Origin of the sequence: Cyclobacterium sp. SYSU L10401, assembly GCF_010993705.1 — a bacterium.
Lineage (GTDB): Bacteria > Bacteroidota > Bacteroidia > Cytophagales > Cyclobacteriaceae > Cyclobacterium.
Window position 1 is genome coordinate 61,883 of record NZ_WOFO01000009.1, and the last position, 26,024, is coordinate 87,906.

A 26,024-nucleotide genomic window follows, 5' to 3' on the forward strand; every position below is an offset into this window, starting at 1 on the left:
TTTCAGCACCGATTTTAATTTTAATACGTTTATTTAAACGAAACGCCTTTAATAAGTGTTTAATTGTAAATCTGATATAAATCCATTAAATTGGATGTCAGCATTTTGATGCCTAATAAATTTAAACAGGAATAACGTGAGTATAGAGAAAAATACCAAAGCACAGATCAAACTCCCCTTATTTCTCGCCTTGGGAATATCTGCGGGAATTTGGATTGGTGCCACTTTCGCAGAACCCAAAACGGACAGAAACGACTTAAAATCTGCCATTTACAAGCTACAAGAGATCATTACCTATATTAACAGGGATTATGTAGATAGTGTGGATACCAATGAATTGGTGGAGTTTGGCATAGAAAAAATGTTGGGAAAACTGGACCCGCACTCCAGCTATATCCCTGCTGAAGATGCTGCCCTGGCAAAATCACAGCTGGAAGGAGAATTTGATGGCATTGGTATCGAATTCGGTATACTTAGAGACACCATTTATGTGGTTTCTCCCCTGACTGGGGGGCCATCAGAAAAAATCGGTTTGCTGCCCGGTGATCAAATCATTAAGGTGGACGGTGAGACAGTGGCCGGTACCGGTGTAACAAACCGGGATGTTTTTGATCTATTAAGGGGTCCAAAAGGAAGTGAGGTAAAGATCGGTATACAAAGAAAAAATGAGGATGATCTTCTGGATTATAATATTACCAGAGACAAAATCCCTCAATACAGTGTCAATGCTTCCTACATGATAGACAATGAAACTGGTTATATAAAAATCACCAGATTTGCTGCCAACACCCATGAGGAATTCAGAACAGCCTTGCAGAGCCTTAAAGAACAAGGAATGGATCGATTGATTCTGGACCTGCAGGGCAACCCTGGAGGTTACATGGGTGCGGCCATCAATATTGCCGATGAAATCTTGAAAGACAATGCTGTGATCGTCTCTCAGGAGGGCAAATTGAAAAGATATAGTCAAAAAGCCAGAGCTGTGCGTCCTGGTTCGTTTGAAGATGGTTCGGTGGTGATCTTGGTCAATGAAGGCAGTGCTTCCGCTTCAGAAATTGTAGCTGGAGCTGTACAGGACAATGACAGGGGACTGATTGTAGGCCGGAGATCATTTGGCAAAGGGCTGGTTCAAATGCCCATCGACCTTTCCGATGGAGCAGAATTGAGACTAACCATTGCCCGGTATTTCACACCCTCCGGCAGGTCAATTCAAAAGCCTTATGGAGATGATGAAGAGGATTATGCCATGGATTACTTTAACCGTATGGAACATGGCGAATTCTTCAGTGCAGATAGTGTGGACTTCAACGACAGCCTGAAATATGAAACTGTAAAAGGAAGAACCGTATACGGCGGAGGCGGTATCATGCCTGATTATTTCGTACCTTTGGATACAAGCATGACCAGTTCTTATGTCAATAGACTATTTAGTTCAGAGTCTTGGAGAGAGTTCATTCTGGACTATGTCGACCAGAACAAGAAGAAATTTGCAGACATGTCATTTGAGGACTTTTATAATAACTATGAAATCTCCGACAGTATGCTTGATGAACTGGTTAAAACAGGAGAAAAGTATGAGGTTAAATTTAACGAAAAGGAGTTCAATAAGTCTAAGACCTATTTGAAAACCCTACTCAAGGCACATATTGCCAGAAACCTATTCGACGATAATGCCTTTTATAAGGTAATCAACAATATCAATGAGATCTACCAACAAGCACTTAAACTCCTGGAAAGTGCCGATGCGCTGGCTTTTTTTGAAGAGTAAGTAAGCTATTAAAATAAAAAAAGGACAGAAAATTATTTTCTGTCCTTTTTTTATTGATTAAATTCCCCAAAACAATTAAATAATGCGACAAAAACCCATGGCCCAAAAAATCTACCTTTCAACATGGATCACTTTACTTGTTTTAATTTCTATGAATGGATACAGCCAAACTAAAATCAATCATTTTGCGGTATATGCCAAAGATTTAAAAGAGAGCAGCCGATTTTATGAAGACATTGTAGGACTTAAGACCATAGAAGAACCCTTTAAAGATGGACTGCATGCCTGGTATGACATAGGACTTGGACTTTCCATGCACCTCATTGAACGGGAAAAGCCCTGGAAGGAACCCCTGATTGATAAAACCAACCACCTTTGCTTCAGCGTTGAAGACCTGGATGCCTTTATAAAAAAATTAGTGGCAAATGATATCCCTTTTGAAGATGCCGTAGATAACAAAGGAAAAATCAATATTCGTCCAGACGGTGTGCGGCAGATTTATATCCAAGACCCCAACGGATACTGGATAGAGATCAACGACGAATATTAATTAACCTGGTAAAAGTAAAAGGTGACCATAAGGCCACCTTTAAACTTTATTCATAAATATTATTGGGCCATTTGTCATTGGCAATATTGATGTCCGGAAGGATTTTATCCGGGTCAATTTCCACCTTGGTCAATTCCTTATCAGAACGGTGTTGGTGATTCCACCGGTCACCCCTCTGCCAGATCTCTACAGGTAGCATTAGTGTTTCGCTGCTTCCATCTCCGTAAGTCAGTTCTAGTTTTACTGGCATGGGAACGCCCCCTTCATTGGATAAGATGATGACCTGATCATTGCCATAAGGCACCACATTTTCGATGGCCAAATCAATATTGTCGGTCCCATAAAACCAGGATTTCCAAAACCAGGATAGGTTTTCACCCGCTACATTTTCCATGATATTAAAAAAATCATTGGGCTGTGGATGTTTATAGGCCCATGCATTGATGTAGGCTTTGAAGGCATTGTCAAACCGTTCTTCTCCCAGGATATATTCCCTAAGCATCAGCAAGCCCATGGCAGGTTTCATGTAGGCAATCATCCCCAGGTTTGAGGTATTGGCTACATCGGGATAGGTATCTATACCTTCTCTGTCAGGATTGGTAAGCCAATTGACATACCGGCGGGTTTGGTCCAAATTGGAACCATATTCTCCCTCATTAAATAACTTTGAACTGTAATGGTTGATGAAAGTATTGAATCCTTCATCCATCCAGGCATAACGTCTCTCGTTTGTACCAACAATCATGGGAAACCAGTTGTGACCAAATTCATGGTCAGTAACTCCCCATAATGATCCTTCCTTGCTTTTGTAGCTACAAAAATTCACCCCTGGGTATTCCATTCCGTTGATATCCGCCGCCACATTGACAGCCACCGGATAAGGGTACGGGTACCATGTTTCGGAATAATGTTCAATAGATGCCTTGCTGTATTCAGTAGATCTTCCCCAGGCATCCTGACCATCACTCTCTTTGGGATATACAGACTGTGCCATGGCTGTCTTTCCGTCCGGTAAACGAATCATGGCAGCATCCCAGATAAAAGAGCTGGAAGAAGCAAAGGCCACATCCCTTGCATTTTCGATTTTAAAATGCCAGGTGATATTCCCTTCTTGCTTTGGCCGCGTCAATTCAGGTTGTAACACTTCTTCAGGTTTAACCAGAAACACCGTACTGTCACTTTTAGATGCCAGGTCCATTCGTTCCATCAGGCTGCCATTCAGCACATCTTTTGGGTTTTGAAGTGCGCCAGAACCTACCACTATGTGATCGTAAGGGACGGTGACTTTATAGTCAAAATCACCATACTCCAGATAAAACTCTCCTGCTCCCAAATAGGGTTCAATATTCCAGCCTACTACATCATCAAATACTGCCACCCTGGGGTACCATTGGGCAAGAGCATAGATAGTACCATCATTTACATCCAGCCGACCCATTCGGTCCATGCCTTTTTCCGGAATCCTAAATTCGAAATTCATGCTTATTTTTGCTTTACCACCATTGGCTGGAAGGGGCTCATCAAAAAATACCTGCATTCGGGTATCCTCGATCAGGTATCGGGAAGATGGCTTGCTCCCTCTTTTTTCCAATTCCGCAGAAACCTGAGAAATTGAATATCCCCCATCAATGTCTCCTGAATACCTGTTTCCCTGTATGGGAGTGGTGAGTGTACCCCTGGAATCAGACTTGAACCTATTTTGTTCCAGATGAAGCCAGATAAACGGCAAACTTTCAGGACTATTATTGGTGTAGGAAATCTCTATTTTTCCCATCAGGCTATGCGTTTCCTCATTGAGTGTTACCTCAATCTGGTAATCTGCCTCATTTTGCCAATATTCAGGTCCAGGCAATCCAGAAGCAGCCCGATAGGCACTGCCTTGTCTGTAAGAAAAATCATTAAAGTCATTCTGGTTGTTTTCTGTTACCTGGGCGGAAAGCCCATTTGATGAAAATAGCAGCAACAGTACCAACCATTTTCCTATTTGCATATGTTTCATAATTTTGTTTTTTGCTAAAATAATAGATTTAAATAGGAAAGAAGAAATCATTACGGAAGAATCATACTTTTTTAATGTGCCTACAATTCATCCTATTATAAAAATATAGCTATTGAAAAGCTTATTTTTCATTTAATTCTAACCTCACCATTCGAACACTAATTTGTAATTTTGGTTTTTTGGAGGGTAATTTGAGAATCCTAACCAAATAATTACCATGAAAAATTACCTTTTGTTCTCTTTATTGTTTGCCCTTTCCTTTTGCGTTTATGGGCAGGATGACAGCACTTCCATTACATTGGATCAGGTAATCATCCAAGAAAACAGAATGGAAATTCCATTTTCAAAAAGCTCAAGAAATATCCATATAATTCACAGGAAAGCCCTCGAAACTACTCCTGCAAGAAGCCTACAGGAAATCCTCTCATTTACTCCCGGTGTAGACGTACGACAACGTGGCATAGGGGGAGTTCAGGCAGACATTGGCATCAGAGGCGGATCATTCGAACAAACCCTTATGTTGGTCAATGGCATTAAACTATCTGATCCCCAAACCGGCCATCACATGGTGAACATTCCCGTTCCTCTGGCAGGAATACAAAGGGTGGACATTCTCAAAGGGCCTGCTTCAAGGATCTATGGCCAGAATGCGTATGCTGGTGCCATCAACATCATCACCGAATTGCCTGAAAAATTCCAGCTACAGGCTGGTGTATATGGGGGTGATTTTGGGATGAGAGGTGCTTCATTTCAGGTGAGTTTACCTGTAGGAAAATACCGGCAGAGCCTGGCGGTGTCCCATGATGCCAGCGATGGGCACTGGTACAATTCTGACTATAGGGTAAGCAATATTTTTTATGAAGGAGGTTTGACTATAAACCAATATCATGAGCTGAAAACCATGCTGGCCTATGCAGACAGGGATTTTGGTGCGAATGGATTTTATACCAGTTCCTTTCCCGACCAATGGGAAAGCATACAGACCAGCCTCGCATCACTAAGTCATACCTTCGAAAAAGGAGACAGCTATATATCGACCCGCGCTTATTGGAGAAAAAACCAGGATGAATTCCGATTGGTAAGAAACGATCCCGCCATTTTCCAAAATATACACCAGACGGATGTTTTTGCTTTGGAAATAAATGCACGTCAAGAAACCGGAGTAGGTACCATTGGCCTGGGAGTAGAAGGCCGAAAGGAAAGCATAGACAGCAATAACCTCGGGTTGCGAGACAGGGATTTGATGGGAGCCTTTCTGGAACACCGGCTGGAGTTTTCGGAAAAGGGGGATATCAGGGCAGGCATATATTCCAACTTTTATTCTGAATATGGATGGAAACACTTTCCCGGAGCAGAAATTGGCTACCAACTCAATTCCTGGTTCCGAACCTATGCGAATTTTGGGGTCAGTTTTCGAATACCTACCTACACGGATTTGTATTATGTAGGGCCAACCAATATTGGAAATGACGATCTTGAACCTGAAAAAGCCAGCAATTATGAGGCCGGTGTTAAAATATCCAAAAAGGGTTTTAATGCGGAATTGACATATTTTAACAGGCATACCAATAACCTGATAGAATGGACACGTCCGGATGAAGATACGCCCTGGCAGCCTCAAAACTTTAACGAGGTGGTGTTTCAGGGATTAGAAGCAGGTTTTCAATATCAGTTTGAAAGATCTTCCCATGCATTGCGACTGGATGAAGTTACCATGAGTTACAACTATATAGCTGCAGACCTGATCGAGAAAGAGGGACAGGAAACGCAATACTCTTTAAATGCATTAAAACACCAATTTATCGTGGGGGTAAGGGCCGAATACAAGGAAAACATAGAATTGACAGCGAAAAGCCGTTACATAGAACGCATGAAATTGGCACCCTATTTTTTGGTGGACATCAGGATGGATGTTAACCGCTTGAAAAAAATAGGCTTTTTTGCAGAAATATCGAACCTGGGCAATACTGATTACATCGAAGCAGGAACCGTACAAATGCCAGGAAGATGGGCCCGGGGAGGAGTTTCCTTTAACTTGAGTGATTAAGAAAATTAGACAAAAAAAATCATTCTAAGTTTTGCACTGGAAATTATTAAATCTATATTTGCATTCCCAATCGAGACAGAGCAGAGAATTTTTGCTCAAATTATGTAAATCATTGGGAGTTTAGCTCAGTTGGTTCAGAGCATCTGCCTTACAAGCAGAGGGTCGGGGGTTCGAATCCCTCAACTCCCACGGATTGAAACCCTAATTGTCTATATTTTAGATAGTTAGGGTTCTTTTTTTTTAACTGTGGGGCTAATTATGGGGCTTTTAATTTAAGTTTTTTAAATTTAGAAATCTCAAATTTGCAAACACCTCCAATTCGGATAAGTTTAATTTTCAGTTTAGACGAACCAATCAACTTCCGGTTTAAATTCATAATTCCAGTCTATACTTTTTCATAAAGACCCTTATATCAGATACGTTATGTCCCAATACGCTCATGAACAATCTGAGACTAAACGAAGTATTTGCGAGTGAAAAAAGAAGAAAACAGTTTTAGCCCTGTAAATTCACATATGCCCCGTCGAAGGGGGAATAGCACCTAAACTGTTAGGATATATCCAGTGCCATTGGAGGTGGTCTGAGCACCAAACCTTCCCTGAAAAGCGATACTACACCAAACAAAATCAACTTACTACTTACTACAATTAGCCTATATCTTAATGAAAATCAAACCTTTAATCTGTAGTAAGATGAATTATTTTAAGTTACTACAACCTACTACAAAAAGGACTTTTGTAGTAAGATGGTTTTTAATTCTTTAACATCATAACCTACTGAATTTCAATAAATAAACTGCCAAATGTAGTAAGGTAGTAGGTGTAGTAGGTGGTTTTGACGAAAAATAAAACATTTAACTATGAATAACATGTTTAACAACAGAAGGACAAGGTCCTAATTTGGACCAGCTGGGGATTAGCCCCAGCAAAGTGAAAGAGTTTTCTATCCCAATAGGTAGATATTTTCATACCTATATTTATTTTTATATAGATAAAAATATAATTATTCAACTAAATTACAATTCGAAAGCCGTTCATTGAATTCAATCTACAAACCGGAAAATTCCGTTTTGGACAACAACAAATCCGTTGTGCGCAGTCCTTGCAAGTTGTGTGTTTGTCTGACAAAACCTAATGGTTTTTTTCAACCAAACACCGACCCACAGGTTATAGAAACCAGTAGGTTTAAGGTGTTAGTTTTACAGCCTCCAAGTCAGCGCCAAATTAGTTAAATTTGGAAATAGCTCCCAAAATTGATGAAAAACATGGAGATTGCAGAATTTAGGGAATACTCAAAAATCATGGAAAGTAAAATCGAAATCTACCAAGGAAGTGATGGCCAGACTCAAATTGAAGTTTTGGTTGAGAAAGAATCTGTTTGGCTAAACAGAAATCAGATGGCTGTCCTTTTCGGGAGAGATGTAAAAACTATAGGAAAACATATCAATAACGTTTTCAATGATGGTGAATTAGAAAAGGATGCAGTTGTCGCAAATTTTGCGACAACTGCATTAGACGGAAAATCCTACCAAGTAGACCACTATAATCTTGATGTAATTATATCAGTTGGCTACCGGGTCAAATCTGCACAAGGCACGCAATTTCGCCAATGGGCCACCCAGCGACTCAAAGACTACCTCGTGCAGGGCTACGTCATCAATGAAAAAAGATTGGCACAAAAGCAACAGGAAGTCCAAACGCTTAAGGACGGAATTAGGATCTTAAGCCGGGCAATAGAACATAAAGCTAATAATCAAAACCTGGATTGGCTGAACCATTTTGCGAAAGGACTGGAATTGCTGGACGATTACGATCATGAAAATCTTGATACAAAAGGTTTAAGTAAGAGAACGGCTAATTATCCCGAACTATCGGATTACCAACATGTAATCTCATCTATGAAGTCCGAGTTTGAGTCGGGCGTTTTTGGAAAAGAAAAGGACGGAAGCTTTGAGAGTGCCATTTCACAAATCGGCAAAGGCTTTGGGGAAGAGGACTTCTACCCAACCTTAGAAGAGAAAGCTGCCATGCTTCTTTACCTAATTGTAAAAAACCATGGTTTCGTTGATGGCAACAAAAGGATTGCCGCAGCTTGTTTTCTTCTCTTTTTACAGTCAAATAACCTATTGCTTAATAGAGAAGGGATTTCAATTATCAGCAATGATGCATTGGCTAGCTTAACTTTGTTTATCGCATCAAGCAAACCTGAGGAAATGGACACGGTGAAGAAATTGGTGATTAGTGTTCTAAACCGAAATAAAATATGACGCTAGAACAATTTCATTATCTAATTGACAATACTTCCTCATACGGGATTCAGGACCTGGTGGACGCAACCAAAACAACCAACAAACTGTCCGGCCAGACCCAGGTCTTTACGACGGCCATAGACCGGGGGACCAGTCCGAAATCCGAATACCAGTGGTTTAACACCGGCGTGCCGCTAAATTCCCGGGACACGGCAACCCATGCCCTCACCGTCTCCGGACTGGATTCCGGTGATTCGGGAGACTATTATTAAGAAATGAAGAGTTCGTTCGAAGGTTTTCCCAAAAAGTTGCTGGAAAGAATTACTTTTCAAATTTAAAATCCGGAATTGAAATGTCCGATGAGGATATTTCAAGCTTTGGAAGTGCGGTAAAGGAATTGGCCGTAGATACCTTAGATTCAGGATGTGATAAATTATTGGGTATTGGATACAAAGATATAAAAGACTACAGAGGTGAGACTGAATATTTTGATTCTTTAATTAAATAATATGAAAAAATTTATAGGTATAGGAATATTGATAGGAATAATCGTTTCGACTATTATTTATTTTAATTTTTCATATTTTTATTATAACCTAATAAAATACATATTTAATATTAGAAACAAGGATAAAATAGAATCAGTAAGCGAAAGCGAATTAATTATAAATTATTTTATTCAGGATTTGGAAAATATAGATTCGAAAAGTAATCAAAAAATTGATTCTTTGGCTTCGCTTCATTTTTCAAATCAATTTGAAGATTTTAGAATTTTAAATTATCCAGATGAATTCAATAGTCTAGATATGCTAATAATACCTTTTGATAAAAAGTTCAATATAATTTATGTTAAAGATGGTAAAACATATAGCTATATAAATATAAAATTCGACCCAAAATAACTCAACTATTGGTGATTTATGAAGTTAAGTTGGTTGATCATTATTTAATACCTGTCTACTGACTTCGGGTTACAGGTTTAACGGCACGGAACTCGACGGCGGCGACGGTTTTTACCTGGGTTCAATTTTTAGTTTTTTCTATGGGGCTCCCCAGGCTTTCTGCATCTCGTTTCTTTTTCTTTCTTCCGTAACTTTTACATACCGTTGGAAACTTTTGTAATCTGCATGGCCTGTTATCTTCATGACAGTTTCGGCCGGAATCCCTTTTTCCAGGGAGAGAGTGGCAAAGGTTTTACGTCCGGTGTGGGCGCTGATGACTTTATATTTAGGGTAGATTTTGGATATTTTTTCCGCTCCCCTGAATCGAATTATTTCTAGGGGCTCGTTTATCTCGGCCTTTTCGCACAGCTCTTTGATGTATTTATTAAACTTCTGGTTGGATATAACAGGAAGAGGATACGCTCGCTCCTTATATTTTTCAAGGATCAATTTAGAATAAACGTTTAATGGAACAATTAAGGCCTCCTTTGTTTTTTTTATTGTAAGTCTTATTTCCCTTTCTTTGATGTGTTCTCTCCTCAATTGCTCAAGATCTGAGTATCTAAATCCTGTTACACAGCTAAAGCAAAAAACATCCCGAACCTGATCCAGCCGCTTATCCTTGCTCAGATCCAGATTAAAAAGTCCATCAAGTTCATTTTGGGTCAATGCAATTACTTCAAGTTTCTCACGCTTAATGATAAAATCTTTATATCCACTGCTAATTTCAACCCCATTTCTTTTCGCATAATTAAGTAGAGCTTTGAGCGTGGTTAGTTGTTTTGCAATCGTGATATTATTAAGCCTTCGGACCGTGGAAGTTGTTTTATGAACTTATTCCCAATTAATTAGGAAGTTCTGGAATGATTGCACAAACGCATGGTCTAGCTGATCTGGCCGAATCACCAGTTTGGTCGTAGCCTGGTAATTCTGCAAATGCCTTTTCAGCGTTTTATACACTTTTAAGCTTCCAGTAGCTCTTGTATGTTCGTTCTCTTTTATATATTTGTCAATTAGGTCGTAAATTAGATTTGCGCCATCCTCCTTTTTTACTTTAGAAGTTTTGGTTTTTTGCAATGCCTCAACCACCATGGTAGCACTGTAGGTTACCCCATCATAGTCAAATCTAGATTCAATTCCTGCTACTTGATTTTTTAGCCCATAAATTGTCTCCTGATAATTTATAAGTTCATTTTTGGTTGGTAGATCTCCACCGTACTTCTTTTTGAGAAAATCCTTTAATTTGGTTGTGAGATTATTAATCTGCTGACTTTCGTTATTCCATAGTTCAGGAAACAATTTAATCCCGGTCGCCACTTTTTTCCGTTGTCCTGCAATTCTCAGAATCAATATAAGAGGATGCTCCCCTTTCTTGTTTACAGTATCCAATCGTAGTTCAAATCTTAAGGTCGCCTCCATTTCTTTCGGTCTTTGAATGTATACCAAATATATCAAAAAATAATTTAGTGGGGCTATTTGTGGGGCTAATATTTGATACATACCACCCCATAAGTTGTCACATTTCATGGATTAATGTATGGATATATAGCTATTATGGCAACTTTTTAGTATGACTTGTAGGAGGGTTCGAATCCCTAAACTCCCACTACTTTGGCCCTTAATCAGGGCCTTTTTGGTTTATGCCTTGCCATTTTTACATACTTTACTCCGAAATTAAAGACCGGTTTTACATTGGAGCTACCTGCGATGACCTAATCGATAGCTTCGCAAGCATAACGCTAACCCTAAGAAAGGATTTACTGCACATCAGAAGGCCTGGAAAATCGGCTATACCGAAAACACAAAAAAACGCCTCCTGAAATCAGGAGGCGTTTTTTTGTCCATAACTTGAAAACTTCTTACAGATCCAAATCATAATAGGATCGTTGACCATTGGGGTATACACCCAAAATGGTCACCTCTTCACCTTTGTAGGCATTTAAAGCTTCAATCACATCTTCTCCGTTCGAGATTTTGGTTCTCCCAATTTTTGTGATGATAAACCCTTCTTTAACACCAGCCTCTCTCCAGGATTCATTTTCTATTACTGAGATGGATGCACCACCTTCCAGTTCGAGTCTATCTTTAATGGTTGCATTCAAGTCTTCAAAAATGACACCATCAAACTCAGTGGTTTTGGGGATTTCTTTGATGACAACTTTGGTGTCACCTGAAATATTTTTCAATGTTGCTGTCGTAGTCATTTCCTTACCATCCCTTAAAAATTTTACTTCGACCTTATCTCCGGGTCGCTTTCTGGCGACCCTTTCCTGGAGGGAAGACGTGGTGAAGGCATCAAATCCATCAACACCGATGATGATATCTCCTTTCCGCAATCCAGCTTCTTCTCCACCACTCCCTTCATTTACTTCCCTTACATATACTCCCCGGTTGACATTTAACTTTTCTCCAATAACTTCCTCAATATCTGCGTTGACATCCATGATGACAACACCAAGTAACCCTCTTTGGACGGCACCAAATTCCAACAAGTCATCCATTACTTTTTTTACCATAGAGCTGGGGACAGCAAATGAATAGCCACTAAACCCGCCAGTTCTTGACGCAATGGCTGTATTGATGCCAATAATTTCACCATTGAGGTTAACTAAAGGTCCTCCTGAATTACCGGGGTTTACAGCTGCATCAGTTTGAATGAAGGATTCCACTTGCAGGTTACTCTCATCTCTGAGAATACCTATATTCCTTGACTTGGCACTGATAATACCTGCTGTAACCGTAGAGTTCAATTCGTAGGGATTACCGACAGCAAGCACCCATTCTCCTATTTTCGCCTGATCTGAATCTCCAAACGGGATATATTTTAAATTATGGGCTTCTATTTTGAGCAAAGCCAAATCTGTAGTGGGATCAGTACCAATAACCCTGGCAGCAAACCTCCTGTTATCTTCAAGAGTAACATCTACCTTAGAAGCGTTTTCAATGACATGATTGTTGGTGACAATGTAACCATCTTCAGAGATAATCGCACCTGACCCAGAACTCCTGCCTTCTCTGGGAGGTGCCTCGCCTCTGGGAGATCTAAAGCCAAAAAACTCTTCAAGTGGATCTACTCCACCCTGGCGATTGCCCATGGTAACTGTACTTCTAACATTAACTACTGCAGGTGTCACCTGCTCAGCAGAAGCTACAAAATTAATTCCTTCCGGAACCACAAAACGATCGTCATTCAACCAATTGACAAAACTGGTATTCTGTTTTTCGTTGAAATTTGTAGATGAATCCTGGCTATTTTGCATTAAACTTACACCTAAGACGGCTACCATACCGCCAATCAATGATGCCAGAATCATCCCGAGGAAAAACTGTTTTCTATTCATCGTATACCTTTCTTTATTAACTTCATAAATTACACGTCAAGAATCATTTAAAGTTGCTCCCAAAATGGTGCCACCTACCAACAAATCATTTATTTTAACAGCATTTAACAATAAAATCCCATCAGTTTAACATCTGGAAAGTGAAATCCCCTTCGCTAATGACTTTTAAACCAATGTGTGCATTTAAAGTTTGCATATCGGTTTAGTATGCCAACAAAAAACAAGTAGAAATAAATCACACAAAACTTTAATTATCTTTAAAAAATAATTAAAATTACTACGCTATCCTTCGGTTATCCTTTCATTTATCCAATGAATTCCTCCCCTATCCATCCGTTTACACACTTTCTGCCAACTTTTAATGGCCGCTACTTTCTGAAAATAACTGTCATTTGGCTGGTTTATATTTCTTCTCCGCTATTCGGGTACGCACAGGGATTAAACCTGAATATTGATCAGAAACCAACAACAAATACTGACACTGTCAAAATGGCTGACAGCCTGAAAGTGAAGCCGCTAGGTATCGAACAGCAGATCCAGCAAACCCAATCCTTCCTGAATACCCTCCAGGAAATTCAAACGAATATGATGCGTAGCAGGGATACTTCATTCCTGCGTGAAGAAATCCCCGTCATGGAATTGGTACTGACCAGGATAAGGGAACAAGCTCTTATCGAAGAAAGCACCGTAAATCTGAGGTTTCTAAATGAATTGGAAAACCTGGTAATAGGATACCAACTCCAGGTCAATGGCTGGCAAAAAGAAATCAATGAAAATGTAGATCAATTAATCGTTTCGGGAGAAAAATTAATTAACATCGGCAAAACCTCCCTTTCTGCAGAAGAAATATTGGATAAAGGAGCTCTTCAGGGATATTTTCAACAAAAGGAAATACTAAAAAATAAATTTGCCTACGTTGACAGTATTTATAGCATCAAGAGAAACAAAGGTTTGGAAATCCAGACCAGATTGACTGGAATAAAAATTGAGCTTGACGAAATCCTGGAATCTTTAAGGAGCCGGCAGCGGGATTTTAGAAGAAATCTTTTAAAGAGAGACAGCCCATATTTATGGGAAGTTCATTCTTCGGGGATAAAAAAACCTCTGACACTGGTCATACAAGAGACTTTGACGCTCAACAGACTGATTTTGAAGCACTACCTGCAATCAAAATATGGCTGGTTGTTTTTTATTTTGGTCGTTTCCATTTTGGCCTATTTTGGCATTCGAAACATGATCCGGAGAATTAGCCATACCAAAGACTTTTCTCACCTGATATTGGAAAGGAGTAAATACCTTAGGTATTCACCATTTCTGGGTACGGCCCTGATCGTATTCACAATCATTCCGTACCTTTTATCCTTCCCACCATACCTTCTTATTCTGGCTTGCCTTTTGGGAAGCGTTTTATCCACTACCTTTTTGATCCGCATCGTGCTGGATCAACAAGCAATGCTACTTTGGATTCTCATGGTAATGGCGTTTTTAGTTTTTGGCGCTAGTAACCTCATTACCCAAATGGCCCATCAGGAAAAGTGGTACCTGTTGGGGTTTTCAGGGATAGGAATTGCTATAGGGCTTCAAGTCTTGTCTCTAATTAAAAAGAATCCGGCTACCTTCCCGGCCAATTTGTCCTACCTGATCTATTTTTTCCTTTTGATGCAAATCGTATCCATCGGATTTCATACAATTGGTAGATTCAGCCTGGGTAAAATCTTAGGAGTAGCCTCGACCTTAAGCACCATGCAAGGCATTTCTCTTTATGTATTTGTACTTGTACTGATGGAGGCCATCTATCTGCAATCAGAACTAAGTAAAGAAAATCAGAAGGACTATGCCAATTACCTTAATTACCAGGCAATTTATAGCCGCATGAAAAAGATTTTCTCTTTTCTCGCATTATTCATGTGGTTCTATTTATTGCTTGTCAATTTTTCACTGAATCAAACTTTAGGCGATCAGTTGTGGTCTTTTCTACAAGCCGATCGGACTTTTGGCAATACTACTTTTACTTATGGAAGTATTTTAATTTTCTTTTTACTCATATGGATCTCCTCAGTACTGGCAAAAAACATCGCTTATTTTGCCTCTATTCGGGATAGTCAAAATACAGGCCCCAGAGAGAAGCGACTGGGCTCATCCATCCTGTTGATTCGGCTGGCGATCCTAACCCTGGGCTTTTTCCTTGCAGTTACAGCATCTGGCCTATCGCTTGACAAATTAGCCATCGTCCTTGGCGCACTCAGTGTCGGCATAGGATTTGGTTTGCAGACCATCGTCAATAACCTGGTTTCGGGTGTCATTCTGGCATTCGAACGCCCTATACAGGTAGGCGATGCAATAGAAGTAGGAGGCCGATCGGGTGTGGTCAAGGAGGTGGGTATCCGCTCCAGCACACTTCAGGCCTATGATGGATCCGAACTGGTCATTCCCAATGGGGATTTGCTTTCACAACATCTGGTCAATTGGACCTTGTCCGATAAAAAGAGAAGGGTAGAGTTAATGGTAGGAGTAGCATATGGTTCTGATATTGAAAAAGTACATGAAATCATCGAAAAAATTGTGACTCAGGAGGAAATCCTTTCTTTCCCCTCTCCCAATATCCTGGTGCACAATTTTGGAGACAGTGCAGTGGAAATTCGAATCTTGTTTTGGGTTGCTAATTTTGATGACTGGATTCAAGTCAAAAATAAAGTCTTAAGAGAAATTTATTCTGCTTTCACTGCGGAAAATATAGTAATTCCTTTTCCTCAAAGAGATTTACATATAAAAAGCGGGCAGTTAAACCCAAACTCCAAAAAAAACGGTGAAGAACAATAAGTTCGTTTATTTGAGCGCAAGGGCTTCCAGCAGCAACAAATCAAAAAAAAGGAAACAAAACTTGTTTCCTTTTTTTTGAAGAGCCGAACTGAATCTTCACTTCCAATCTTCAACCCTTTGCCTGGAAACACCCAGACCATCAATACCCAGCTCTACTACATCTCCTGCTTTCAGGTAGGTGGGAGGCTTCAGCCCCATGCCCACACCTGCAGGAGTACCTGTACTGATAATATCTCCCGGCAACAGGCTCATGTATTGGCTGATATAACTCACCAATTGGGGGACGTTGAATACCAGATCGGAGGTATTGCTGTCCTGCATGATTTTCCCATTTACCTTTAGCCAAAGCCTTAGATCATGCGGATCCGTTATCTCATCCCGGCTTACCAGATATGGACCCACAGGAGCAAAACTATCACAGCTTTTACCCTTAACCCATTGTCCTCCGTGGTTCAGTTGAAAATCCCGTTCGCTGACATCATTGTGTAAAACATACCCGAATACATGATCCATGGCCTCAGATTCAGAAACATAGCTGGCCTTCTTCCCAATGACTATGGCCAATTCCACTTCCCAGTCAGTGGCTTTGGAGTTTTTTGGAATGATGATGGGGTCAAATGGGCCTGACAAAGAGGAAGTAGCTTTCATAAACAACACGGGTTGCTTTGGGACATCCATCCCACTTTCCCTGGCATGAAGTGAGTAGTTCAGCCCTACACACATGATCTTTGAGGGGTAGGGAACTGGTGATCCCAATCTTTCTCCTTCAGCAATTTCCGGACATTCATCTGCATGGCTATCCAACCATTTTTTCAATGCTTGCAGGCTGTCACCTTTTCCTAAAAACTCAGCTGTCCAATCACTGCCGAAAGCCGAACAATCCAGCTTTTTTCCCTTCTCAGTAACTACACCCGATTTTTCCTGTCCTACTTTTCCAAATCTTATCAATTTCATTGGTTTTCCTGTTTTTTTTATTGGTTACATTTTTAATTTACAAAATCCTCCGTCTACCAGATAATCGGCTCCTGTGAGAAAGGCTGCCTCATCGGAAGCCAGAAAAAAGGCCATGTTAGCGACCTCCTCAGGGCTACCCATCCGACCTACCGGCTGAGTAGCTGCCAATTGATCAAAAACTTCTTTTTCTTTTCCAGGATAGGTCTTGGTAAGGTAATCATCTACAAATGGAGTATGGATCCTGGCAGGAGAGATGGCATTGCACCTGATATTATCCTTTACATAATCCCGAGCTATGGTAAGGGTCATGTTTAACACCGCCCCCTTTGACATCGAATACGCAAACCGATCGGGAATACCCATGGTGGCTGCTACAGAAGCCATATTGATGATGACTCCCCCACCCTGGGATTTCATCCTTCCGATTACAGCCCTGGAGCAATTGTATACTCCTTTTACATTGACCGAATAAAGCCGGTCCAAATCAGCCTCCTCAGTGGTCTCCAGGTTCCCTATATGTGATACTCCGGCATTATTTACCAAAACATCCAGGTTTCCCTCTATACCAGCTACAACCTCTTTTACCTGTGCCTGGTCCGATACATCGGTTAATTTAAAATAAACCTGATACCCTTCCTGGGTAAGATCTGCTGCCACCTTTTGACCATTTTCACGATTAAAATCCAGCAAGTACACTGTTGCCCCTGCTGCCGCAAACTTCCTGACAATGGCCAATCCAATCCCGCTTGCCCCTCCGGTCACCAAAATATTCTTTTTCTTCATGTGTTTATACTTTTGGGTAATTGCATTCCGTCTAAAAAACCTTGTGGGTAGTAATTATTCCCCCAACATGGGAAAGAGTTTCTTCAGTTCTTCTTCTGAAGGTTGTGAACCGTATTCACATACTTCGAAAGCCTCTGCGTAAGCTACCTGAGCGGCTCTTGAAGCACCATACCATTTTTCCAGGCTTTCCCTTACGGCAGCATTGATACTACCAAATCGTTTGCCCTTCAACCACTCTTTTCTTTCCTCTTTGCCTTCGGGTACTTCTTCTGCATATCCTCCGATCCATGGTAACCACTCGTAGAATTGAGATTCGTGGGCATCCATTCCCTCGATTTTCTTATCAATCACGGCGGAAATGTCTACGGCTACATGGGGATCAAATGGATTGGGTTTCTGAAAATGATCCTGAAAATACAGGAAAACAGGGTTCTTTTCCAAAGCAGGTGTATCAGGCGCTATATTGGGAACCCCCACCATGTAAGCTGCGTCCTGAACCAATACCCCGGTGTACCGGTGGTCCGGGTGGTAATCATTGGGCCGGGGGGCAATCACTATGTCTGCATCCCATTCGCGGATTTTTCTGATGATTTGTAGCCGGATTTCCAGGGTAGGTAATAATTCTCCATCATGGTTATCCAGGACATCGTATGCTACCCCGAGTCTCCGGGCCACCTCCTGGGTTTCTGCGATTCGGCGTTTGGCCAGCATGCCTCCGCCCTCTTCCATGTGACCTGCATCCCCATTGGTCACTGAGACGAATTTAACCTTATGCCCCATGGCTACAAAAAGTGAGGCTGTTCCTCCTCCTTTTATGTCGCAATCATCAGGATGTGCCCCAATCATGATGATCCTTAGCGGATTTTCCTGCGCCATTGCCAAGGAAATAGAAAATACGCAAAATAATAATGCAAGGAATTTTAATTTCATAATTTTTTTATTGGTTCGTAAAAGATAAAGGTTGAAGTTAGTCATTTAGACCTATTTTGCCAATCTCCGAATTCAAATTATCCCCGAATTCTCCGCTTTGCCCAAAACTTATTCCTTATCTTTGCATCCTGAATTTTGAATCGAAAACACAGCCATACTACATATGCTTCAGGTTAATGAGATAAGAGAAAAATTTGACCATACTTGCGAGGGATTAAAAAAAAGAAACCTGAAAAATCCCGAGAATTTGCTCCGTCAGGTATTGGAATTGGATGATAGGAGAAAACAAATCCAGGTAGAAAGGGATGGTTTGCAGGCGGAATCCAATGCATTGGCCAGGCAAATTGGTCAGCTCATGAAGGCAGGGGAAAAAGCAGCAGCTGAAAAAATCAAAATGCAGACCGCTGAGATTAAAAGTGCGGTCAAAACCCTGGAGGATGACTATAACAATAGCGAAAAGGAACTGGTCCAATTGCTCTACACCATTCCCAATATCCCCCATCACACAGTAGCAGCCGGAATAACTGCAGACGATAATGAAGAAATATTGCAAAACGGACCACTACCTGAGCTTGAGACTGCTAATAAATTACCTCATTGGGATTTGATAAAGAAGTATGATATCGTAGACTTTGAATTAGGCGTAAAAATATCTGGGGCAGGATTTCCTGTCTACAAGGGAAAAGGTGCCAAACTTCAGCGGGCCCTGATCAATTTCTTCCTGGATGAAGCAGAAAAAGCAGGATACGATGAGGTACAACCCCCCATACTGATCAATGAAGAAAGTGGGTATGCTACCGGCCAGCTTCCCGATAAAGAAGGTCAAATGTACCTTGCCAGCGAGGATGGACTATACCTGATACCTACCGCTGAGGTTCCTATCACCAATATGTATCGAAATGAAATGCTTTCGGAGTCTGATCTACCCAAAAAAAATGTAGGCTATACACCCTGTTTCCGAAGGGAAGCCGGCAATTGGGGCGCACATGTCAGGGGTTTAAATCGCCTTCACCAGTTTGACAAGGTAGAAATCGTTCAGATCACCCATCCCGACCATTCTTATCAAACGCTGGAAGACATGAGCCTGCATGTGCAAGGTTTGTTACAAAAGCTTAAATTACCCTACCGGGTGCTCAGGTTATGCGGGGGAGATATGGGATTTACTGCCGCCCTTACCTATGACATGGAAGTGTTTTCGGGTGCTCAGGAAAGATGGCTGGAAGTGAGCTCAGTGAGTAATTTTGAAACTTACCAATCTAACCGGCTGAAATTGCGGTTTAAAAACGAAAACAAAAAGACCGTTCTGGCACATACCCTTAACGGAAGTGCTTTGGCATTACCTAGAATAGTGGCTGCTTTACTAGAAAATAATCAGAGTGAAAAGGGAATAAAAATGCCAGAGGTCCTGGTTCCTTACCTGGGGTTTGAGTGGATTTCCTAATACAATGCCTTGCTGTTCCTGAAAATTGTTGAAATCAAACCCCCAGTCGTTCCTTCCATTCCTGAACTTCACGGTGAGCCTGGTCAATTTGTTCCTGCTCCTCCCTGGTCAGCGAAGCATTTGCCCTTCGGCTGGTAAGCTCCAGGTTTAGACCGGATTTATTCAGGTAGTACCTGGAGGATAACTGGTAATTGGCTGTGATTTTGGATTCCATATCCGTCAACTTATCCTGAAGCCAATCCACTTCCGCTTTTTTGTCAGGATCTTCGGCATGTTGGCACACCCAGGCAATTACTTCCGGGTAATAATTCCCTGCAATAGGGGATAACCCTGCTCCACCTGTCCGCAGTGATGCGACAGCGCTACCTATATGGGCATTGTAAAGGCCAAGGTCAGACCCATCAGACAGGCGAAGCTTTTTACGGATATGTTCGATGTCTTCTGTGGTGTCTTTGTGGTAAACCAGCCGCCCTGTACCCAAAAGAAAGTCCAGCACTTCCAGGGACAAAACCCGCTTGTAGGGGCTGGGACATTCGTAAGTCCCCAGGGAAAGGGAATGGGTTTGATTCAGATAAGCTTCCAGATTGCGAATCATGGTTTCATCCAAATCTTCTGGTGCTGCAAAATGGGAAGTAATCAAAATGACTGCATCCACTCCGGTATCCGCCAGTTTTTTGGAAAACGTCGCCTTCTCGTAAGCATCTTTTCCAAAGGAACCAGTAGCGACCACCGGAAACCGACCATTAACCCGCCTGACTACCGTTTCGGTTACTTTCAATCGTTCTTCGGGGCTCAGATCGTACATTTCGCTGCTGAGACAATTGGCAAACAAACCCCTGGCACCGGCAGCCAGGTAATGATCTGTCAGGGATTCCAACCCTTTATAATCCACGGATTTGTCCTTATTATAAGGTGTCAACATTACCGGTACAAAGGATTTTTCTCCCATTGATTCCTTCATTTCGTTCCAGGCCTGCAATCCATAAACTGGCATCAGGCTGGCAGCCGTTCCCAAAACCATTTTCTTCATGAAATCTCTTCTTTGTTTCGGGTCGTTGGTTATTTTGTCATCCATAATAACAATTCAAATTTGATATGCTTATACAATTTATCCAGATTTCGGTTATCTCATCAAACGAGAACCCCTATCAGAGCTACCCTCTAGCCTTTGATTTAGGCTAATCCTCAGATAAAATAACCCCATTTTCGCTGACAATAATATCCCTCTTCCTATATTTGCCGCAGTATGTGGAAGGAAATCGTCCTATTGGTCAGAAAAGAAGCAGTGCTGGAATGGCGACAAAAGTACGCCATCAACGGGATTCTACTTTACGTGGTCAGTGCTGTTTTTATCACCTACCTCAGCATGGGGGCCGGCAAGGGAAACCTGGGGATACCGGTTTGGAATTCCCTGTACTGGATCATCATTTTGTTTTCTTCCGTCAATGCTGTGGCCAAAAGTTTTGTCCAGGAACATCAGGCCAGGCAATTGTATTATTACATGATTGCCTCCCCTGAAGCGATCATTCTATCCAAAACCATTTACAACACCTTGCTTACCCTTATTTTGGCTTTACTGGGCTATTTGGTTTTTGGAGTAGTATTTGGTAATCCCGTAGCCGATAAACCCCTTTTTGTCCTGAACCTACTCCTGGGAGCCATGGGCTTTTCCGCCTCCCTGACCATGGTTTCAGCCATTGCATCTAAAGCTGGCAATAACGGTACATTGATGGCTATTTTAAGCTTTCCGGTATTGATCCCTATTCTTTTGATGGCCATTCAGGTGTCGAAGAATGCCATAGATGGTTTAGACAGAGAAATCAATTTAGAAAAAATCCTTACTTTATTGGCCATAAATGCCATCGTAACCGCCAGCTCCTACATCCTGTTTCCTTACCTCTGGAGGAGTTGATTAGCGATTGGTGACCAATGGATATCACCTTGCTACCGGATTTTTACCGATGAGCAAATAAACCGTGAAAAAATATATTAATCCCCTTTTAAAACTTAATTTTGTATTCGTATTGAAGGAGCAGTTAACTCATTCTATGCGTTTACATTTTCTCATTTTTCCCAATAAAGGATAAAAAATGGATTTATAAAACGCAATAAAGGACAGAAAAGCTGGGCCAGGAAATTAAGTCGATACACTATGAAATCGGACAAGTTGAAAGCGACAAACAGATCAATGGCCCGATAAATATCGGAAGGGGAATCATGTGATACTCTCCCGATTTAAGATCGGGGCAGGCATTTGAACGAAAAAAATCAAATTATAAAGAGATGAAAGCTTATTGGTGGAAAATTTTGGCCATCGCCTTATTGGCTTACACTTTAATTGCGGGTTTGCTGATAGATGTGCCCCGACTACCCATCCTGAATGAAACCATAAGGGCCCTGTTTTTTCATGTCACCATGTGGTTTGGGATGATACTGATGCTGATGGTTGCTGTATATTATGGCATCAAACACCTTAGGACGGGCAGTCTGGCTCATGATGACATGGCTGTGGAATTTACCAATGCAGCCATCCTTTTCGGGGTAGTGGGGATTAGTACCGGTATGGTATGGGCCAAATTTACCTGGGGTGATTATTGGACCAATGACCCGAAGTTAAACGCTTCCGCCATTGGCCTTTTAATGTACTTTGCCTACCTGGTATTGAGAAATTCTTTAACAGATGTGTATCAGCGCGCCAGAATCAGTGCCGTGTACAGTATTTTTGCCTTTGCTGCCTTTATTCCCCTGATATTTATTTTGCCCAGACTGACTGACAGTCTCCACCCGGGAAACGGAGGCAATCCTGGATTTAATGCTTATGACATGGATAGTAATTTGAGGAAGGTATTTTATCCGGCCATCATCGGATGGACGCTGCTAGGCGCATGGATAAGTACCATCAGGGTAAGGACCAGGCGCCTGGAAAGAAAAATGGAAGATAAATTGATCAATCAATAACATGAAAAAATACATAGTCATCCTGCTTTTGATGGTAAGTTTTGCTATAAAAGCACAGGATAAAATAGGAATTACAGAAGATGATTACCAAAACTCAAGCGTACAAATGGCCGACGGTATGCGTGCGGATGGAAAAATCTATGTGTTAGTCGCCATAATTGGAATTGTTTTGGGTGGAATTTTGGTTTATGTGATACAGACTGATAGAAAGATCAGCGGGCTTGAAGAAAAATTTAAAAATTAAACCATGAAAAGAGGACATATCATTGGCTTGGGCATCATTGGAGTGGCCATCATCATCATCATCACATCCATAGGAGATGCCAGTACGTATGAAAGTTTTTCTACAGCCAAATCCATGGCCAAAAATGGTAACACTGCTGCCATACACGTAGTTGGAGAATTGAAAAAAGATGGGAGTGGCAAGGTAGTGGGAATAGAAGTGGGAGAAGACAAAACTTCCTTCACTTTTGTAATGGTGGACAATGACGGAACTGAACAGCAGGTATATTATAATGAACCTGTCCCGGCAGACTTTATCAGGTCAGAACAGGTAGTGGTCATCGGCACATACAAAACTGAGGAAATGTTTGTGGCTGAAAAAATTCTCATGAAGTGCCCCTCAAAATACCAGGAAACAGATCTAAAAACTGCTTCTTCTTAAAATTTTCGGGATCAGTTACACTTTAAAAGAATTTTAACATGATGAATACCTTTGTGGGTAGTCTGGGCCATTTTATGGTCATATTGGCTTTTGTCAGCGCCCTGGTTTCGGCCCTTTCCTATTTCTATTATACCCGGGCGAGCGAACTGGAAAAACCTTCCTGGAAAAACTTCAGCAGGATCACCTTTTATATCCATGGGGTGGCTTCTTTCTTCATTGCTTTTAGCCTGTTTGAAATCATTTACAATCACCGCTTTGAATATTTTTACGCCTATTCCCACTCCTCCACCGGCCTTCCCGTTCATTACATGATCTCCAGTTTTTGGGAAGGACAGGAAGGAGCCTTTATTTTATGGATTTTCTGGAATGTGGTTTTGGGCCTCGTGGTCATCCACACCAATAAATTCTGGGAGGGTCCTGTAATGGTGGTATTTACACTGGTTCAGGCTTTTTTGGTGTCCATGATCTTAGGCGTGGTAATTGGGGACCTCAAAATCGGTAGTTCTCCTTTCATGTTGCTTCGGGACATGTCCGAAGCACCAATCTTTCAAATCAATCCTGAATTTATTCCTGAGGATGGCACAGGGCTGAACCCCCTGCTGCAAAATATATGGATGGTCATTCACCCGCCCACCCTGTTTTTGGGTTATGCCTCTACCCTGGTTCCGTTTGCCTTCTTAATGGCAGGTCTGGCCATGAAAAGGTACTCAGAGTGGATACGTCCTGCATTGCCATGGGCCATTTTCTCCGCTATGATTCTGGGAATGGGCATCATCATGGGGGCTTATTGGGCCTATGTCACGCTTAATTTTGGTGGGTACTGGAATTGGGATCCTGTTGAAAATGCAGTTTATGTTCCCTGGCTCATCATGGTAGCTGCTATCCATACCATGATTACCTTTAAAAAGAGTGCAACTGCTTTAAAGACATCCATTATCCTGGTCATCAGTTCATTTATACTGGTGCTCTATGCTACCTTCCTGGTTAGAAGTGGCGTGTTGGGAGACTCTTCCGTACACTCCTTTACCGACCTGGGGCTTTCAGGTCAACTGTTGATTTACATGCTGTTCTTTTTGGGGGTAGCTCTGGTGCTGTCTATCAAAGAGTGGAAAAATATTCCTACCTCCGAAAGAGAAGCATCTGTTTACTCCAGAGAATTTTGGATATTCATAGGAGCCACTACCCTGGGGCTCATGGCATTTCAAGTCATCATACCAACCTCCATTCCCGTTTACAATGCCATCATTGAAAGCTTTGGGGGGCTTTCCAACCTTGCCCCTCCAGCCGATCAAGTCGGATTTTATACCAAGTTTCAATTGTGGTTTGCAGTGGCCCTGGCTTTACTTACAGGGATAGGTCAGTTTTTCTGGTGGAATAAAATGGACAAGAAAGACTTGAAAAATGCCCTGGTAACCCCCTACATCATATCCATGATTCTGGCAGCCATTGTGATTACTGTTGGAAAGGTTTATGATGTAACCTACATTGTTATTGTCCTGGCAGGTGCCTTCACCATCGTGGCCAACAGCACCATATTAATAAAACTACTGAGAAAAAAGACCTTTAAACTGGCAGGTGGATCTCTGGCACACATTGGTTTGGGAATGGTATTGATCGGTGTAATGTTTTCTTCCGGCTATTCCGATACCATCTCCATCAATATGTCCGGACTGACCTATAAAAAAGACTGGGAAGATGAATTGAACAAGGAAAATGTATTGCTTTGGATTAATAAACCCTTGCAAATGAAGGAATATGAAGTCATTTACAGGGGCAGGTACAAAAAAGTCACCGGAGTCCCGGGATATGTCAAAGCAGATGCCCTCGAAGAAACCGGTGAGGTAAACGAGGCCGTGGCACTTGAACCCATTGAATCAAAAGGGAAACTACATCACCAAAAAGGAGATACAGTAAATTTGGTGCTCCAGGAGAATTCTTACTTTAAAGTAGAATATTACCAGGAAGAGGATTTGAAATTCACCTTATTTCCCATGTCTCAGCCAAATCCTACCATGGGCCTCATATCTTCTCCTGACTCCAAAAGGTATCTTTCCAGAGACCTCTACACCCACGTTTCTGCCATCAATGATTATGAGGAACCTGAATGGAAGGAAGATAATTTTATCAATGCCACACCTGGTGAACAGTTTTTCATCAATGATTTTGTCACCCAATTTGAGGGGGCGGAAGTAATCACCGAAGTGGATGGCATAACCCTGGAAGAGGGAGACATCGCCGTCAAGGCCGAACTCACCATCATGGATTATGATGTAGAGAAAAAACTCTCTCCTATTTTCCTCATTCGGGGAAATCAGGTCGGGAAAATAGTAGATATAGATAATGACCTGGGCATAAAGGTAGAGGTAGATAATATAGTACCTGAAGAAAACAAATTTGTCTTTAAAGTCAATACCTACCAAAAGGACTATGTAGTCATGAAAGCAGCTGTGAAGCCCATGATCAACCTGCTATGGCTTGGGACCATCATCATGCTGATTGGTTTTACGGTGGCCATTTTCCGAAGATTTGATGAATTTCAGAAGATGAAGCGCAAAGGATTGGAATAAACTTGCTTTTCAC

Annotated in this window: 21 protein-coding genes, 1 tRNA gene and 1 pseudogene; 15 read left to right on the top strand and 8 right to left on the bottom strand. The window is 41.4% G+C overall.

What is annotated here, in order from left to right:
• Positions 1-136 precede the first annotated feature (136 nt).
• Positions 137-1,768, top strand: coding sequence for a S41 family peptidase (locus tag GL182_RS18615; RefSeq protein WP_163381301.1), 1,632 nt, complete (start codon positions 137-139; stop codon positions 1,766-1,768).
• Positions 1,769-1,850: 82 nt separating this feature from the next.
• Positions 1,851-2,318 (top strand): VOC family protein, encoded by a 468-nt coding sequence (locus tag GL182_RS18620; RefSeq protein WP_240469886.1) that lies wholly within the window; start codon positions 1,851-1,853, stop codon positions 2,316-2,318.
• 46 nt (positions 2,319-2,364) lie between these two features.
• Here the strand turns inward: GL182_RS18620 and GL182_RS18625 are convergent, their stop codons facing one another.
• Entirely contained in the window at positions 2,365-4,317 is a 1,953-nt protein-coding gene (locus GL182_RS18625) for a M1 family metallopeptidase (RefSeq protein WP_163381302.1), read from the bottom strand.
• A gap of 217 nt (positions 4,318-4,534) precedes the next feature.
• On the opposite strand from GL182_RS18625, the gene GL182_RS18630 reads away from it, so the two are divergent.
• The 6 genes from GL182_RS18630 to GL182_RS18655 all read left to right on the top strand — a co-directional run bounded on the left by GL182_RS18630 (position 4,535) and on the right by GL182_RS18655 (position 9,514).
• Entirely contained in the window at positions 4,535-6,364 is a 1,830-nt protein-coding gene (locus tag GL182_RS18630; protein WP_163381303.1) for a TonB-dependent receptor plug domain-containing protein, read from the top strand.
• Positions 6,365-6,478: 114 nt separating this feature from the next.
• Positions 6,479-6,553: transfer RNA gene (locus GL182_RS18635), tRNA-Val, on the top strand.
• A 1,075-nt stretch (positions 6,554-7,628) separates the two neighbouring features.
• Positions 7,629-8,630: a RhuM family protein gene (gene rhuM / locus GL182_RS18640; protein WP_240469887.1), complete on the top strand. Its 1,002-nt coding sequence runs from the start codon at positions 7,629-7,631 to the stop codon at positions 8,628-8,630.
• Positions 8,627-8,884: a hypothetical protein gene (locus GL182_RS18645; protein WP_163381304.1), complete on the top strand. Its 258-nt coding sequence runs from the start codon at positions 8,627-8,629 to the stop codon at positions 8,882-8,884. Before rhuM ends, GL182_RS18645 begins: the two co-directional genes overlap by 4 nt.
• Positions 8,885-8,964: 80 nt before the next feature.
• Positions 8,965-9,120, top strand: coding sequence for a hypothetical protein (locus GL182_RS18650; protein WP_163381305.1), 156 nt, complete (start codon positions 8,965-8,967; stop codon positions 9,118-9,120).
• Position 9,121: 1 nt separating this feature from the next.
• Positions 9,122-9,514, top strand: coding sequence for a hypothetical protein (locus GL182_RS18655; protein ID WP_163381306.1), 393 nt, complete (start codon positions 9,122-9,124; stop codon positions 9,512-9,514).
• 138 nt (positions 9,515-9,652) lie between these two features.
• Here GL182_RS18655 and GL182_RS24330 read toward each other — a convergent pair whose 3' ends face one another.
• The 3 genes from GL182_RS24330 to GL182_RS18665 all read right to left on the bottom strand — a co-directional run bounded on the left by GL182_RS24330 (position 9,653) and on the right by GL182_RS18665 (position 12,894).
• Positions 9,653-10,222 (bottom strand): site-specific integrase, encoded by a 570-nt coding sequence (locus tag GL182_RS24330; RefSeq protein WP_240469888.1) that lies wholly within the window; start codon positions 10,220-10,222, stop codon positions 9,653-9,655.
• Positions 10,223-10,387: 165 nt separating this feature from the next.
• Complete coding sequence (locus GL182_RS24335; protein ID WP_240469889.1) at positions 10,388-10,972, bottom strand: phage integrase SAM-like domain-containing protein; 585 nt, start codon at positions 10,970-10,972, stop codon at positions 10,388-10,390.
• Positions 10,973-11,412: 440 nt separating this feature from the next.
• Positions 11,413-12,894 carry a Do family serine endopeptidase gene (locus GL182_RS18665; protein WP_163381307.1) on the bottom strand — a complete coding sequence of 494 codons (1,482 nt, stop codon included), beginning with the start codon at positions 12,892-12,894 and terminating at the stop codon, positions 11,413-11,415.
• 312 nt (positions 12,895-13,206) lie between these two features.
• Here GL182_RS18665 and GL182_RS18670 point away from each other — a divergent pair, with 312 nt between their 5' ends.
• Positions 13,207-15,714, top strand: coding sequence for a mechanosensitive ion channel family protein (locus GL182_RS18670; protein ID WP_163381308.1), 2,508 nt, complete (start codon positions 13,207-13,209; stop codon positions 15,712-15,714).
• Positions 15,715-15,810: 96 nt separating this feature from the next.
• Here the strand turns inward: GL182_RS18670 and GL182_RS18675 are convergent, their stop codons facing one another.
• Genes GL182_RS18675 through GL182_RS18685 form a run of 3 tightly spaced genes read right to left on the bottom strand, consistent with a single transcriptional unit; the run spans position 15,811 to position 18,327 of the window.
• Positions 15,811-16,668: a fumarylacetoacetate hydrolase family protein gene (locus tag GL182_RS18675; protein ID WP_163381309.1), complete on the bottom strand. Its 858-nt coding sequence runs from the start codon at positions 16,666-16,668 to the stop codon at positions 15,811-15,813.
• Positions 16,669-16,692: 24 nt separating this feature from the next.
• Positions 16,693-17,451 carry an SDR family NAD(P)-dependent oxidoreductase gene (locus GL182_RS18680; RefSeq protein WP_163381310.1) on the bottom strand — a complete coding sequence of 253 codons (759 nt, stop codon included), beginning with the start codon at positions 17,449-17,451 and terminating at the stop codon, positions 16,693-16,695.
• Positions 17,452-17,505: 54 nt separating this feature from the next.
• Complete coding sequence (locus tag GL182_RS18685; protein WP_240469890.1) at positions 17,506-18,327, bottom strand: PIG-L deacetylase family protein; 822 nt, start codon at positions 18,325-18,327, stop codon at positions 17,506-17,508.
• 217 nt (positions 18,328-18,544) lie between these two features.
• Between GL182_RS18685 and serS the strand changes: the two genes are divergently transcribed.
• Positions 18,545-19,822, top strand: coding sequence for a serine--tRNA ligase (gene serS, locus GL182_RS18690; RefSeq protein WP_163381312.1), 1,278 nt, complete (start codon positions 18,545-18,547; stop codon positions 19,820-19,822).
• Positions 19,823-19,856: 34 nt separating this feature from the next.
• Here serS and GL182_RS18695 read toward each other — a convergent pair whose 3' ends face one another.
• The gene (locus GL182_RS18695) at positions 19,857-20,897 is read right to left on the bottom strand and encodes a dihydrodipicolinate synthase family protein (RefSeq protein WP_240469891.1); all 1,041 of its coding nucleotides are present in this window, start codon (positions 20,895-20,897) and stop codon (positions 19,857-19,859) included.
• A 171-nt stretch (positions 20,898-21,068) separates the two neighbouring features.
• On the opposite strand from GL182_RS18695, the gene GL182_RS18700 reads away from it, so the two are divergent.
• The 5 genes and pseudogenes from GL182_RS18700 (at position 21,069) to ccsA (GL182_RS18720) (ending at position 26,011) form a co-directional block, all read left to right on the top strand.
• Positions 21,069-21,734: a heme exporter protein CcmB gene (locus GL182_RS18700; protein ID WP_163381313.1), complete on the top strand. Its 666-nt coding sequence runs from the start codon at positions 21,069-21,071 to the stop codon at positions 21,732-21,734.
• Positions 21,735-22,087: 353 nt separating this feature from the next.
• Positions 22,088-22,780, top strand: a pseudogene (gene ccsA / locus GL182_RS18705) (cytochrome c biogenesis protein CcsA); the annotation flags it as partial.
• A gap of 1 nt (position 22,781) precedes the next feature.
• Positions 22,782-23,024: a CcmD family protein gene (locus tag GL182_RS18710; protein WP_163381315.1), complete on the top strand. Its 243-nt coding sequence runs from the start codon at positions 22,782-22,784 to the stop codon at positions 23,022-23,024.
• Positions 23,025-23,027: 3 nt separating this feature from the next.
• Positions 23,028-23,444, top strand: coding sequence for a cytochrome c maturation protein CcmE (locus GL182_RS18715; RefSeq protein ID WP_163381316.1), 417 nt, complete (start codon positions 23,028-23,030; stop codon positions 23,442-23,444).
• A gap of 38 nt (positions 23,445-23,482) precedes the next feature.
• Complete coding sequence (gene ccsA, locus GL182_RS18720) at positions 23,483-26,011, top strand: cytochrome c biogenesis protein CcsA (protein ID WP_163381317.1); 2,529 nt, start codon at positions 23,483-23,485, stop codon at positions 26,009-26,011.
• Positions 26,012-26,024: the final 13 nt, after the last annotated feature.

Coding starts and splice junctions, on each gene's coding strand:
- GL182_RS18620 (WP_240469886.1), top strand. CDS start 1,851: ATGCGACAAAAACCCATGGCCCAAAAAATCTACCTTTCAACATGGATC.
- GL182_RS18625 (WP_163381302.1), bottom strand. CDS start 4,317: ATGAAACATATGCAAATAGGAAAATGGTTGGTACTGTTGCTGCTATTT.
- GL182_RS18630 (WP_163381303.1), top strand. CDS start 4,535: ATGAAAAATTACCTTTTGTTCTCTTTATTGTTTGCCCTTTCCTTTTGC.
- rhuM (WP_240469887.1), top strand. CDS start 7,629: ATGGAGATTGCAGAATTTAGGGAATACTCAAAAATCATGGAAAGTAAA.
- GL182_RS18645 (WP_163381304.1), top strand. CDS start 8,627: ATGACGCTAGAACAATTTCATTATCTAATTGACAATACTTCCTCATAC.
- GL182_RS18650 (WP_163381305.1), top strand. CDS start 8,965: ATGTCCGATGAGGATATTTCAAGCTTTGGAAGTGCGGTAAAGGAATTG.
- GL182_RS18655 (WP_163381306.1), top strand. CDS start 9,122: ATGAAAAAATTTATAGGTATAGGAATATTGATAGGAATAATCGTTTCG.
- GL182_RS24335 (WP_240469889.1), bottom strand. CDS start 10,972: ATGGAGGCGACCTTAAGATTTGAACTACGATTGGATACTGTAAACAAG.
- GL182_RS18665 (WP_163381307.1), bottom strand. CDS start 12,894: ATGAATAGAAAACAGTTTTTCCTCGGGATGATTCTGGCATCATTGATT.
- GL182_RS18670 (WP_163381308.1), top strand. CDS start 13,207: ATGAATTCCTCCCCTATCCATCCGTTTACACACTTTCTGCCAACTTTT.
- GL182_RS18675 (WP_163381309.1), bottom strand. CDS start 16,668: ATGAAATTGATAAGATTTGGAAAAGTAGGACAGGAAAAATCGGGTGTA.
- GL182_RS18680 (WP_163381310.1), bottom strand. CDS start 17,451: ATGAAGAAAAAGAATATTTTGGTGACCGGAGGGGCAAGCGGGATTGGA.
- GL182_RS18685 (WP_240469890.1), bottom strand. CDS start 18,327: ATGGCGCAGGAAAATCCGCTAAGGATCATCATGATTGGGGCACATCCT.
- serS (WP_163381312.1), top strand. CDS start 18,545: ATGCTTCAGGTTAATGAGATAAGAGAAAAATTTGACCATACTTGCGAG.
- GL182_RS18695 (WP_240469891.1), bottom strand. CDS start 20,897: ATGGATGACAAAATAACCAACGACCCGAAACAAAGAAGAGATTTCATG.
- GL182_RS18700 (WP_163381313.1), top strand. CDS start 21,069: ATGTGGAAGGAAATCGTCCTATTGGTCAGAAAAGAAGCAGTGCTGGAA.
- GL182_RS18710 (WP_163381315.1), top strand. CDS start 22,782: ATGAAAAAATACATAGTCATCCTGCTTTTGATGGTAAGTTTTGCTATA.
- GL182_RS18715 (WP_163381316.1), top strand. CDS start 23,028: ATGAAAAGAGGACATATCATTGGCTTGGGCATCATTGGAGTGGCCATC.
- ccsA (WP_163381317.1), top strand. CDS start 23,483: ATGATGAATACCTTTGTGGGTAGTCTGGGCCATTTTATGGTCATATTG.